Origin of the sequence: Geofilum rubicundum JCM 15548 (genome assembly GCF_000974365.1) — a bacterium.
GTDB classification, from domain to species: domain Bacteria; phylum Bacteroidota; class Bacteroidia; order Bacteroidales; family Marinilabiliaceae; genus Geofilum; species Geofilum rubicundum.
Genome location: NZ_BAZW01000026.1, coordinates 12,696 through 24,923, shown reverse-complemented (window position 1 = coordinate 24,923; position 12,228 = coordinate 12,696). Strand labels below are relative to the sequence as shown.

Sequence of the window (12,228 nt, the reverse complement as noted above, 5' to 3'; positions counted from 1 at the left end):
TATTCGTATTTCGTCCTACTGTGCCTCGCCGTTGAGGTAGGAAATGATTCTCAGGTTGAGTTGATGGGCGTTTTCGGTGTTTTTCCAGATGGCCAGATTTTCGGCCCTCTTTTTACCACCGGTATGAAAGCGCTCCAGGGTAGTTACCCCAATGACGTATCCGGTTAAGTAGTAACCGGTGTATACATGCCAGGCGCCAAAGCCCAGGGCCGAGGCATTCAGCAAAAAGCTGATGGCTCCCTCGCCAATGGCGCCGGAATAGAGGTGACCGGTGCCGGGAATGATCATGGACAGGTTGTGGGCTTTTTCGGGATTCTTATATTTTTTGGGCTTTTTGTTTTGGTACAAATCCTGCGCGATTTGTTGGTACAGTGGGCCATTGTCCGCCTGTTGGGAAAGCGTTAGCAGGGTTTGTTTGGCTTCCTCGTGTTGAAACAGTTGGTTGTAGGCCAGTGTTTTAAGTGTCAGCAGATCGGGGAGCACCGGGTGTCCTTTTAATGCCTGCTCTACCATGCTGATGGCATCGATGCTTTGCTGGTAGTTTTGGCTGAGGTAGTGGCAGGACGCCAGTTGATAGCTTTTTTCGGCCAATAGGGTGTCCTGTGCATGTCGGATGGCAATGCGGTTGAGCTCCTGGATGGCGTCGGCATACCTCTGCTGATGCTTGAGCGACAGGGCCTTTTGCAGCAAGGCGCGGCGTTGCATGCCTGCATCCTCCTGCTCAAAGAGGATTCTTTCATACTCAATGGCGCTTCTGAAATACTGACCGCTGGCAAAAAGCGAATCTGCCAGGATGAAGGGCGATTCGGCCTTAGTCAAAAATGTTGCGCAGAGGAATATGAAGATTAAAGAGAATTTTCTGATTCTGTAAGTGGTAGAAATCATCGTTGGCCGTTTTAGCTGAATACATGGAACCATATATGTTGCCGGCATAGAATACGGTAAAGGCAGATCCAAACAGGAGGGTCGATGCCGATTCTATGCCATTCTTGTGATAGTTTTCAAAAGTGACCAGGGCCAGTCCCGTGGTGAGTAAAAAGGTGGTGATGCCCTGCCCCGTTTTTCCGGCATATATTTTACCGCTGCCCGGTAGGATGGCGGACAGTAGGCCCGACAACCAAACGGATTTGTCTTTGCGCGCGAGCAGGTCTGTTTGGATGCTTTGCAGGTTGGCCAGTTCTTTTGAAAAGCCAAAGTAGTCTTTGGGCAGTTGAAGAAGGGTACTGTCAAATCCTGCCAGGTCCCTTTGTAAAAGTTGGACCCCCGAGCTCAGGTAGTGCACAAAGTGTTGATCGGGGGTGTTTTGGGGCTTAAAATCGGACAGAATGCTCTGCCCTTCCTGGTAATGGCTCAGGTGTATTTGGTTGTAGGCAGCAAAGAGATGTGATTTGGGATAAAGCTCGGATGACGGGCTCACTTTGGTCAGATAGGAGGTGGATGTCGCCAATTCTTTGAGATAGTAAGCGGCCCAGCCGGCCAGATAGTTGAGGGAGTCACTGGCCGGTTGGCTGAGCCCCTGACGGGGCGTGCGCAGGTTTTCCGCCAGGCTCTCCTCATAATAACCCGAGTTGGTCAGGTGGTTGATGAATTTGATTTGCCGGTTCAATGACTGGGCATGACCGGTGCCGGTCAATAACAGGAGGAGGGGGACAAAAATCAGATGCTTTATGGTCTTCGATGGGGCCATCATTACTCGTGTTTGAAAGTCTGGTGGTCACAGTTTTCGTGACCAGGTTTAGCATGCAGGTGGCGGTATATTTGATAACTGTCCCGGGAACGCAAAGTCTTTTCGTTGATGCTGAGCGGGTGCAGATCGGTTTGGGCAATTCTGTTACACCGGCACAGTCGGTCCGCTGTCAGGGCCAGACCCTTTACCGGTCCATAATGGGCAATTACGTCCATGGAAAAGGAGGAGCAGGTGGGCTCGTAGAGGCAGTCGGCCGAAAATTGGCGCGAAAGTGAGGTCTGGTAAAAATATAGCAAGCCACCAAATACATGGTAGGCCGGGTTGATTTTGACGCTCAAAGGATCGTTCTTATCAACCAGGTAGTGGCGTTGGGGACTGCGCGCTTTTTGGGCTTTGGCGGTCGCCTGATGGGACCTGGCTTCAATCAACGCCAAATCATTCAGCAATTCCGGAGAGATGGCGCCAGCAGGCGCCATGACCATGCCCCATAACAGGAGCGATATTGCTTTATAAATCCAATTTAACCGCATCGTCCGGTATTTGAAAGTTAAACCTGGCATCTTCCATGTTCATGCCCGTTTTTATATCGGAGAAGGTGGTTCTTCTGACTGTGGAATCGCGCTCTGAGGTGTAGGATATTTCTGTGATTTTTCGCGGCAGCGAAAAATGATTGGCATGGTGGTATTCGTAATAGTAAATTTTCTTGAGGGGTTTTCCGCTCAGGTTCTGGTATTCGGCATAGACCGGCAGGAAGTTTTCAAAGACCAGCTCTACGGTATGAACCGGCTTGAGTCCGGCAGGGGCCTGCCAGGTGGTTATGTAATAGGCGCCTTCTGTTCTGGCACCGTTTCGAATAAAACCCTCTCTCTCAAGTCCCAGATGTTGCGTGAAGTTGTTGACGAAATAATACAGCAGCTCGCTGTCGCTGCCATACTGACTGTTTTGGGTGAAGGATACCTCGTTTTTTTCGGGGACGTAAATGGTGGTTTCGCCCTGGGTGTTGATGGTTTTGTAAAACTCGGAAGGGGAGGTGTAGTGGCAAGTAATGGCCCCTGTGCTGCCATCGTATAAGGTGGTGGAATGCACAGTGAACAGCTGCCCCTTCTTGTGCACCTGATGGGTGGCATTCACGGAAACCTTTCCTTTGTATGACTGGCCATGCAGGGCCAGTGGCAGGATTAGAATCAGGAATGCGGCTGAAATAGTGTGGCGGATCGGCATGCTGAGTGATTAAAATATTAAGAGGCTTAAAGATATAAAAAACAGGATTGTTTTTTATGATTTTAAGCCTCTTAAAGTGTTTTAAGCGATAGAGTGACTACCACATAAAGAATTTCGGATTATCAACAAAGGCGCTGATGTCATCAAAGTTGATGGCCAAAACAATCAGGTCAATAAATGGAACCAGTCCAAAAATACCACCACAAGTCAGGATGTAACCAATACCTGTCATTGTTTTGGTTCCAAGGTAGAAACGGTGAATACCCAAACCACCCAGGAAAAAGTCAAGTAAAATGGCCACTAAAGCATCTTTTGAACCGCCGTTGGCTGAGGCAATGGCCATTGAAGGCGCCATTTCCAGAGCTTCGTTCATGATTGAAAAAGACGCCTCACTGGCGCTGCTGAATAAAGCTTCTACCTGATTGTCATCAATGGTGTACGATGCAGAAGCGTCGGTGCTAAAACATGCCAGACCTGTTATCAGGGCCAGCGTAAAGAGCAATTTTTTCATAATTTAGTTTTTAATGGAATTAAGATATGTGCGAAAATATATTTTTTTTGAATACATGCCTCATTAATTGGGTGGAAAATCGGTTTCAGAGGTCATTTTTATTGTTTGGCGGCTTAATTTGGGCAGTTTTTTGGCCTAAAATCAGGACTTTTTCATCTCTTTAGCCCTTTTTTTAGAGTTCCAGACTTAGTTGCTGATCGGTCAGCCGAAAGGATTTCCGGTGAAGGGGGGTGATGCCGTGGGCGGCGATGCCGGCACGGTGGACTTTGGTGGGGTAGCCCTTGTTTTTGTCCCATCCGTAATGGGGATGCCTGGCGTGGGCCGCTTCCATGTATTCGTCGCGGTGGGTCTTGGCCAGCACGGAGGCCGCAGCGATGCTTAAGAAGGTCGCATCGCCTTTGATGATGCATTGATGGGGGGTGTCAGGGTAGCGGTGGAAGCGGTTCCCATCTATCAATAGCAGGGTGGGTTTGGTGCTCAGTTGTTCAATGGCCAGGTGCATGGCTTTGATGGAGGCGTTGAGGATGTTGATTTGATCGATTTCCTGATTGTGTACCATGGCCACCGCCCAGCTGATGGCCTGGTCCTGGATAATGGTGCGCAGCAAATTTCGCTGCTTGTGGGTGAGTTGCTTGGAATCATTGAGCAAGGGGTGGCTGAAGTGGTCGGGCAATATAACGGCGGCGGCGACCACGGGGCCGGCCAGACAGCCCCTTCCGGCTTCGTCGCAGCCGGCCTCTGTTTCTCCCTGTTTAAAGCAGGCTTGTAAGGGGGTTTTTATCATGCTGCCAGACTTTCTCCGTGCTTATTTTTCGCGGTAAATGACTTCCATAACGGTTTGTCCCACTGCCTTGAGGGTTTCCCGGTCGATGTTGTCCATGGTATCATCGTGGGTGTGCCAGTAGTGGCCAAAGCTCGTCTGACTTCCGGGTTCGTACTGGATGATGTTGACGCTGGGGATTTGCAGGTGCTTGTATACGTAAACGTGGTCGTCGGTAATCATTCCGCCACGCTGGTAGTTGAAGCGGGCCGAATAGCCCAGCTCGCCGGCAATGCCCCAGATGTGATCGACCAGTTTGGGGGCCATCTGCAGACTATACTGTTCGCGGTAGAACTGGGCATCTTTGGCACCTACCATGTCGAGTAAGATCCAAAGCGGGCATAATAATTCTTTTTATGGGGGTTTTGGCCCCAGTACTGACTGCCCAGGCACCAGGTGTCGGGTTGATAAGCCAGCTGCCGATGGTCGGGCTGCCCATAATCTTCCGCATCAAAAAAGATGATATCGATGCCGGGGTAGGTGGGGTGGTCCGACAAGTGGCGGGCTATTTCGAGCAACACGCCGACGCCGCTTCCGCCATCATTGGCGCCGTCGATGGGCAGGTCACGTTTGGCCGGATCCGGGTCGTAGTCGGCAAACGGCCGCGTATCCCAATGGGCATACAGCACGATGCGGTCGTTTTTTTCGGGCTGAAATTGCCCGATGATGTTGCGGATGTTGAGACGGGTGTTGTCAAAAGCGGTTACCTGCGCTTCCTGTACGATGACTTCGGCCCCGAAGGCGCTGAGCTGGTTGGACAGATATGCGGCACAGGCCAGATGTTCGGGGGTATTGGGCACGCGGGGACCAAAAGCCACTTGCGTGTCGATGTAGTGCCAGGCCGAGTCGGCATTGAAATCGGGGGTGACTAAATCGGGCCTGGCTAGCTGTAAAGGCTTGGAGGCCGATTGTTGCTGACCCGATTTTTGTCCGCAAGCCGACAAAATCAGCGTCAATGTGATGGAAAGGAGGAATTGTGTCATATTACCGTATGTATGAATGCCATTTTTGTTATTTTATTTCCCAGGTGGCGCCTTCTTTGCTGTCCTTGACAACGATCCCGAGAGCTGATAAAGCATCCCGGATCTGGTCGGCCGTGCCCCAGTCCTTATTGGCTTTGGCTTGCTGACGCATGTCGAGTACCAGATGCATGACACCGTCCAGTGTCTCCGAACTTTTGCTGCCGGAATTTTCCGGCGGTGCGAGGCCTAAAATGTCAAAGACCAATAAGTGGAGCAACTCTGTAAAGGAGGTCAGGTCTTTCTCTGTGAAATGGGCCTGACCGCTGACGGACTGGTTGATGATTCTGACCGCGTCGAAGAGGTGGGCGATGAGAATGGGGGTGTTTAAATCATCGTTGAGGGCCTCGAAGCATTTGTTTTTAAAAGCTTCTACATCGAAGGTGGTGGACGTTCCGGCTTTTATTTTTGCTAATTGGGCCATGCCATCCATCAGGCGCAGCAGGCCTTTTTCTGCCGCCATTAGGGCGTCGTTGGAGAAGTCCACGGTGCTCCGGTAGTGGGCCTGGAGAATGAAAAATCGGATGGTCATGGGACCGTAGGCTTTTTCAATCAGGGCGTGGTTACCGGTGAAAAACTCCTCTAAGGTGATGAAGTTGCCCAGTGATTTGCCCATTTTCTGACCGTTGATGGTGATCATGTTGTTGTGCATCCAATAACGGGCGGGCCCATGGCCGTGGGCGATGGTGGATTGAGCAATTTCACATTCGTGGTGTGGAAACAGCAGATCCATCCCGCCCCCGTGGATGTCAAAGGTTTCGCCCAGGTACCGGGCGCTCATGGCGGTGCATTCGAGGTGCCAGCCGGGAAAGCCGTCGCTGAAGCGGGAGGGCCATCGCATGATGTGCGAGGGGGTGGCCTTTTTCCACAGGGCAAAGTCGTAGCTGTTCTTCTTTTCTGTCTGCCCTTCCAGTTGTCGGGTGGTGCTGAGCAGATCCTCTAAGACGCGTCCCGACAGGGTGCCGTATTGGTGTTCCTGGTTGTAGCGCTCTACGTCAAAATAGACCGAGCCGTTGCTTTCGTAGGCAAAGCCTTCTTTCAGGATTTTCTCCACGATGGCCAGTTGTTCAATGATGTGCCCGGAGGCGCGGGGTTCGATGGAGGGACTCTTGACATGGAGGGCATTCATGAAGGTGTGGTAGCGCTCGGTATAGTATTGCACCACTTCCATGGGCTCCAGCTCTTCGAGCCGTGCTTTTTGAGCCACTTTGTCCTCTCCTTCATCGGCATCGTTTTCGAGGTGCCCCACATCGGTGATGTTGCGCACATAACGAACTTTGTAACCCAGGGTGGACAGGTAACGAAAGAGGATGTCGAAGGTGATGGCCGGACGGGCATGGCCCAGATGGGGGTCACCATAGACGGTGGGACCGCAGACGTACAATCCTACATGGGGCGGTTTAATAGGGGTAAATATTTCTTTTTTCCTCGAAAGGGTGTTAAAAATCTTTAATTCTGACTTCATGATGTTTGGTGATTTGTTTGAAACGGCTAATTTACAAAATTAGACGGAAATGAGCCCTATTAAAGAAATTGATAAAAAATGCCTACTTTGTTGGTAAATGTGCGTATGGGTAATAATCCTTTGTGGGGGGTTGGTTGTTTATTGGGTAGGTTATTAGGTTGATAGGTCGATAGGTCATTAGGTAAATAGGGGAAGATAGGGAAGAAAGGGTTGATGGGGTAGGATGGGTCGATAGGGATGATGGGGTAGGATGGGTCGATAGGGATGATGGGGTAGGAAGGGTCATTAGGTCGAGAGGTAAATAGGGAAGAATAGGTAAAATGGGAAGATGGGGTTGGTGGGGTGAGATGCCGGGGGGCATAAACTTAATTCATTTAAATATGGAGAAGGGTAAAGGGGAGTTGAATTCGGGTAGGCAGGCGTCCATTAGCAGGGCGGAGGAGACCTACCGAAATATATTTTTGAATTCGCAGATCGGACTCTTTAGGACGGAGTTGGTGTCGAGCCGACTGCTCGATGCGAACGAAGCCTTTGCGGTGATGTGCGGATTTAACAACCGGGAGGAGTTGATGAAGCAACCCTTTTATTTGTCGGAGCGCTACGTGAACCTGGAGGACAGAGCCCGGTTGGTGGATCTTTTGCGGCGGGACGGGGAAGTGAGTAAGTATGAAACGGAATTTCGAACGGTGTTGAATCAGCTTATCCGGGTGCGCTTATCCGCTTCTTTGGTGGTGGATAAAGGTTGGATGGAAGGGGCTGCAGAGGATATTACCGAGATTTACAGGTCCCAGAAGGCTTTGGAACATCAAACGCGCTTTCAGAAGTTGGTGGCCGATATCTCCTATGATTTTATCAGCTCTTCGGCGGATAATATTGATGAAAAAATCGATCATATGCTGCGGGTGACCGGTGAGTTCTTTGGGGTTGACCGGGCTTATATCTTTAAAATTTCCAGTGAAGAGCGCTGTATCACCAATACGCATGAGTGGTGTTCTGAAGGGGTTAGTCACGAAATGGACAATATGCAACGGCTGCCCCTGAGCTCCCTGCCCTGGTGGTCGAACCAGATTTTACAAAAAAAGGTGGTGCACATAGCCAGTGTAGAGGCCATTCCTGAAGAAGCTGCTTTGGAAAAAGCGCTTTTTATTGGTCAGAACATCCAGTCCTTGCTTTCGGTGCCCATTGTTGAAAATGGAAAAATTGTTGGATTGTTCGGTTTTGATGCGGTTAAAGCACCGAAAATATGGACGTCCAATGATATATCGCTCATTCATGTTTTGGCCAATTCCCTGGCCGATACTCTGTTGAAAATTGAGGTGGAGCGACAGCTCATTCAGGCCAAAGAGCAGGCAGAGGCGGCCAATCAGGCCAAGTCGGAGTTTCTGGCTAATATGAGCCATGAAATCCGAACCCCCTTAAATGCCATTATTGGCTTTACCGAGGTGCTGAAAAGTACCCCGCTGACTTCCATCCAGAAGCGCTATGTGGATAATGCCTGCTCATCCGGTCACGCTCTGCTGGCAGTGGTGAATGACATCTTGGATTTTTCGAAGATTGAAGCCGGTAAATTGATTCTCGAAAATGTTGGGTTGGATTTGCATGAATTGGTTTACCAATCTGTTGAGATGGTGCGTTTGCAGGCCAGGAAGAAAAAGTTGACGGCAAAATGGGTGATGGATGAGGAGGTCCCCCGTTTTATTTTCTCTGATCCAACGCGCCTGAAACAGGTTCTGGTAAATTTGCTGGCCAATGCTGTGAAATTTACTGACAAAGGAGGCGTGGTGCTTTCTGTAAAATATGTCCCCCTGGGTGCTGATGAGGGGGCTTTTACTTTTTTTGTCAGAGACACCGGGATTGGCATCAACGATGAACAAAGAACCCGCTTGTTTAAAGCTTTTTCTCAAGCCGATACCAGCACAACGCGAAAGTATGGGGGAACGGGACTTGGATTGATTATTTCGAACCGCATTGTTGAAAAAATGGGTGGCCATTTTGAGCTGGAAAGTGAGCCGGGTAAGGGGTCGGTGTTCTCGTTCACCATTAAGGCGCCATTGGCACCTTCAACGGATCTGGATAAGAGCTTTGTGGCTCCGGATACCAAAGGGAAAATGATTAACCGGCAGTCGCTACGCTCATTGTGGCGGAGGATATTCCTATGAATATGGAGTTGATCCTGATTCTGATTCATCGGTTGATCCCTGGTGCACGCATCCTCGAGGCCTCCAATGGACGGGAGGTGTTGGATCTGTTAAAGCAGCATCGGGTCCATCTTATTTTAATGGATGTGCAGATGCCGGTGATGAGCGGAATTGAAGCCACGATGGCCATTCGTGATTTAGAAAGCGGGTCCGGCGTCCATATCCCCATTGTGGCGCTGACGGCCGGAGCCCATAAAGAGGAGCGGGATGCTTGTCTCTCCTCTGGTATGGATGAGTTTTTACCGAAACCGGTGAGTTCTCGTGAGCTGTTGGAGGTGTTGATGAAATTTCTGGAGGGATTCGAACTGGTGGATGAAGAGGTGCTTGAATTCCTCATTCGTTCGAATGAAGATACCACCCATTTCAATGTGAAGGATTTGATGGAACGGATCAGTTACAATGAAGAATTGATGGAAAAAGTGATTCATTCCGTATCGTTTCAGATGTCTGGTATTCTGGATCAATTGGCATCCGGGCTTGAAGATGAAGGGGTGGTCAAGGAGGTGAGTCACACCATTAAGGGCTTGAGCCTGAATATGGGTTTTGAGCGTTTGGCCGCTATGGCACGTGAAATGGAGAACAAGGCCAGGGGAGAACTAAAAGTCAAACAATTATTAATGGAATCGATGTATGCGGAATGGCTTACCATTCGGGATATCTTGAGTGAAATGGAATAATTACCAGGAATTATGGTGAGATGCGCTTTGGGTTTGATTTGTTTTTTGTCGGGAAGCTGGGCGATTTCCCAGCCGCTTTCTCTGGATTTTGAGGCTGAGGGGGCAGCGGCTTATCTGGATGAGGTGGAAGTGATGAACCTGAATTCAGGCAGCAGGGTGTCGGTTTTTAACGGAGAGTATTTATGGTTGGGAGGTTCCGGTGGCGATCTTCAGAACGATTCCATATCTGACATGGTGGTTTCACCGGATATGGCGGCAGGCGCTTGCGACATCGCATTTGCGCTGGCCCGGCCGGGTTATGTTTTCCTAAGCATTTCGGATGCCATGGGGCGGGTGGTGGTCAATGAGGAGCGGGAGCTGCCCCGCGGCCAGCACCAATTGCGGGTAGAAGGGTTGAGAAGTGGCGCCTACAAAGTGTCTTTGATGACACCCCATGCCGAACATACCCACTGGATCAGATCGGACGCTCGCCTAGCTGCGAATAAGGTCCTGGTGGTCTGGAGCAAGCAGGCCGCAAGCCCTCAGGAGCAGACAAAAATGGCCATTTCCTGGCCGTATGCGACAGGGGACCGCCTCCTTATGAAAGGGATGGCGGGTGAGATGGTCCATTATGTGACGCTGGTCCCCACCAAGGATTCTGTGGTGGTTTTTCAATTTATGCCTTGTGTGGATGGGGACAAAAATGCTTATGCCACGGTCGAAATTGGGGGACGGTTCTGGATGGCCGAAAATTTACGCACAACCCATTTGGTTTCGGGCGAGGAATTACCGGAGGTTCGGGATAATAATGACTGGCAGGATCTTGCGCTTCCGGCTTATTGCTGGTACCAAAACAATGATCATCATCGATACCAGTATGGCGCCTTGTATAATTGGTATGCGGTGTCAGATGCGGGGCTTTGTCCCCAAGGCTGGCGGCTTCCAACAGATGAGGATTGGCTGGAACTTGAAAAAGTGATGGATCCTGCCATTGATGTTACTTCTGCTACCGGTTGGCGGGGTAAGGATGGTGCCCTTAAAATGAAGACCTTGCGGGGATGGAATGGCCAAAAGGGGACCAATCTTTTTGGCTTCTCGGCGCTTCCAGCCGGGCGTCGCAGCCATGAGGGCCACTTCAACAGTGTGGGGGATTATGCTTATTGGTGGACCGCCTCTCCAAGGGATGAGGAGAATGCCTGGAGCAGATATATACTGCCCGATTATGACTATTTGTACCGGGGCAGTTTTTCAAAAAAATATGGCTTTTCGGTGCGCTGTGTGCGGGGCGACTAAGCCGTTTTTTTCCTTCTACTCGGGCAGGTTTTTGAGTTCTGAGCCCGACTTTATTTTTATGATGCGACCATTTTCATAGACCCTGATTTGACGCAACGCGTCGTTGTGGTCGTAAATGTATTCTTCTCCGTTGTGCAGTACACCCTCCCGGTAGTAACCTTTCTGATAAATGTTCCCATTGAGTTTTCGGGCTGTGTGGTAGCCGGTTCCATAGAAAGGAGTAATCATTTTGTCGGGACGGGCAGAATTGTCCTCCGGCCTGTTCTGCCGCAGGTCAGTAGTGGTTTCAAAGCTGCCGTCCTGGTAGTTTCTTATTTGCTGCAAGGTGCCGGTTGAGTCGTACACCTCCACATGGCCATCCACCGTGCCATTGTCCCATTTCCCCTTGTACATGATGTTGCCGTCGCGGTAGTAGTAACGCTGCTCGCCCTCTCGTTTGCCCACCTTATTGTAGGTGAACTCATAGGCTGCTTGTCCGTTGGAATGGTACAGGCGGTAGTCGCCCACCCAAAAAGCCTCGCGCCAGACACCCTCTTCCCAAACCTGACCATTTTCGAAGTAGAAGCGGGCCGGACCGTTGGCAACGCCTTCCACAAAAGTGATTTCATGTTTGAGGGTCCCGTCCGGATAGTAACCTTTCCACAGACCGTTTTTGCGTCCTTCGGTATAAGATCCTTCTTCTAAAATATAGCCCTCATCTGAAGAGATTTGCCAAAGGCCGGTTTTTTTTCCTTGCGTGTCCAGTTGGTTCACCGAGCCTTCCTGTCCGTATACGACTGTTGGTGTGCTGACTGCAAAAAAAACAAGCAGTAGTAGAAAAAAACGAGCGGTATTTTTGAAGTATGCCATCACAGATAAAATATGAAAACCTTGTAAGGGTTTAAACTTATAAAACCGCTACAAGGTTACAATATTCTTATATCTTACTTTTTTACTCATGTTGTGTTTATCTATTTATGGCATTCATGATCCGCTTCGCTCCAGCTCCAGCCAAAAAAAGTAAGCAAATTTTGCGTTTAGTGAGCGCAGTGGTCAAACTTGTTTGCATCAATGCCGAACGTAGCAAAATTCAGCGAAGCTAAAAAAGGCCGCCGCTGACGATGAATATCTAAAATGAAGGTTGCTCGCCTAAACCCCGCGAACTCGCTGCGCTCAAACAGCGCGGGCTTCTTTACGGCAACCATCCTTCATTTTTTAACGATATTTCTCGAAGGCGATAAGTTACCGATATACCGACGCTGCATCATTTGCAATTGGGGCGCTAAAAAGGGCTGCTGCTACCGACAATTTTCTTTACGGAAATTATCTGAGGCAGGAAAAACTTCTGGTTTTACAGAAAGTATGTGTTCACGCAGTTT

Annotated in this window: 14 protein-coding genes; 3 read left to right on the top strand and 11 right to left on the bottom strand. The window is 49.9% G+C overall.

Annotated elements, in window-relative coordinates:
* Nucleotides 1–15 precede the first annotated feature (15 nt).
* From JCM15548_RS12170 to cysS, 9 genes are all read right to left on the bottom strand, one after another.
* Nucleotides 16–819: a tetratricopeptide repeat protein gene (locus JCM15548_RS12170; protein ID WP_062125707.1), complete on the bottom strand. Its 804-nt coding sequence runs from the start codon at nucleotides 817–819 to the stop codon at nucleotides 16–18.
* Complete coding sequence (locus tag JCM15548_RS12165; RefSeq protein WP_227625761.1) at nucleotides 812–1,690, bottom strand: hypothetical protein; 879 nt, start codon at nucleotides 1,688–1,690, stop codon at nucleotides 812–814. The genes JCM15548_RS12170 and JCM15548_RS12165 overlap by 8 nt, the downstream gene beginning before the upstream one ends.
* Nucleotides 1,690–2,217, bottom strand: coding sequence for a membrane protein insertion efficiency factor YidD (gene yidD, locus JCM15548_RS12160; RefSeq protein WP_062125705.1), 528 nt, complete (start codon nucleotides 2,215–2,217; stop codon nucleotides 1,690–1,692). The genes JCM15548_RS12165 and yidD overlap by 1 nt, the downstream gene beginning before the upstream one ends.
* Nucleotides 2,195–2,908 carry a hypothetical protein gene (locus JCM15548_RS12155; protein WP_062125703.1) on the bottom strand — a complete coding sequence of 238 codons (714 nt, stop codon included), beginning with the start codon at nucleotides 2,906–2,908 and terminating at the stop codon, nucleotides 2,195–2,197. The genes yidD and JCM15548_RS12155 overlap by 23 nt, the downstream gene beginning before the upstream one ends.
* Before the next feature lie 97 nt (nucleotides 2,909–3,005).
* Nucleotides 3,006–3,419 (bottom strand): TM2 domain-containing protein, encoded by a 414-nt coding sequence (locus tag JCM15548_RS12150; protein WP_062125691.1) that lies wholly within the window; start codon nucleotides 3,417–3,419, stop codon nucleotides 3,006–3,008.
* Nucleotides 3,420–3,591: 172 nt separating this feature from the next.
* Nucleotides 3,592–4,203, bottom strand: coding sequence for a ribonuclease HII (gene rnhB, locus JCM15548_RS12145; RefSeq protein WP_062125689.1), 612 nt, complete (start codon nucleotides 4,201–4,203; stop codon nucleotides 3,592–3,594).
* Nucleotides 4,204–4,224: 21 nt separating this feature from the next.
* A complete protein-coding gene (locus tag JCM15548_RS25510; protein WP_262487029.1) occupies nucleotides 4,225–4,557 on the bottom strand; it encodes a M28 family peptidase in 333 nt (110 codons plus the stop codon).
* Nucleotides 4,551–5,222, bottom strand: a complete 672-nt coding sequence (locus JCM15548_RS12140; RefSeq protein ID WP_262487028.1) for a M28 family peptidase — start codon at nucleotides 5,220–5,222, stop codon at nucleotides 4,551–4,553. The genes JCM15548_RS25510 and JCM15548_RS12140 overlap by 7 nt, the downstream gene beginning before the upstream one ends.
* Nucleotides 5,223–5,250: 28 nt before the next feature.
* Nucleotides 5,251–6,723, bottom strand: a complete 1,473-nt coding sequence (gene cysS, locus JCM15548_RS12135; RefSeq protein ID WP_062125687.1) for a cysteine--tRNA ligase — start codon at nucleotides 6,721–6,723, stop codon at nucleotides 5,251–5,253.
* Between the two features lie 380 nt (nucleotides 6,724–7,103).
* On the opposite strand from cysS, the gene JCM15548_RS12130 reads away from it, so the two are divergent.
* Genes JCM15548_RS12130 through JCM15548_RS12120 form a run of 3 tightly spaced genes read left to right on the top strand, consistent with a single transcriptional unit; the run spans nucleotide 7,104 to nucleotide 10,870 of the window.
* Complete coding sequence (locus JCM15548_RS12130; RefSeq protein WP_162198230.1) at nucleotides 7,104–8,882, top strand: ATP-binding protein; 1,779 nt, start codon at nucleotides 7,104–7,106, stop codon at nucleotides 8,880–8,882.
* Nucleotides 8,883–8,884: 2 nt separating this feature from the next.
* Nucleotides 8,885–9,598 (top strand): response regulator, encoded by a 714-nt coding sequence (locus tag JCM15548_RS12125; protein ID WP_162198229.1) that lies wholly within the window; start codon nucleotides 8,885–8,887, stop codon nucleotides 9,596–9,598.
* Between the two features lie 12 nt (nucleotides 9,599–9,610).
* Nucleotides 9,611–10,870 (top strand): fibrobacter succinogenes major paralogous domain-containing protein, encoded by a 1,260-nt coding sequence (locus JCM15548_RS12120; protein WP_062125681.1) that lies wholly within the window; start codon nucleotides 9,611–9,613, stop codon nucleotides 10,868–10,870.
* Between the two features lie 15 nt (nucleotides 10,871–10,885).
* Here the strand turns inward: JCM15548_RS12120 and JCM15548_RS12115 are convergent, their stop codons facing one another.
* Together JCM15548_RS12115 and JCM15548_RS21690 are read right to left on the bottom strand one after the other, a co-directional pair.
* The gene (locus tag JCM15548_RS12115) at nucleotides 10,886–11,719 is read right to left on the bottom strand and encodes a toxin-antitoxin system YwqK family antitoxin (protein ID WP_062125679.1); all 834 of its coding nucleotides are present in this window, start codon (nucleotides 11,717–11,719) and stop codon (nucleotides 10,886–10,888) included.
* A 167-nt stretch (nucleotides 11,720–11,886) separates the two neighbouring features.
* Complete coding sequence (locus JCM15548_RS21690) at nucleotides 11,887–12,054, bottom strand: hypothetical protein (protein ID WP_157482713.1); 168 nt, start codon at nucleotides 12,052–12,054, stop codon at nucleotides 11,887–11,889.
* Between the last annotated feature and the right edge of the window lie 174 nt (nucleotides 12,055–12,228).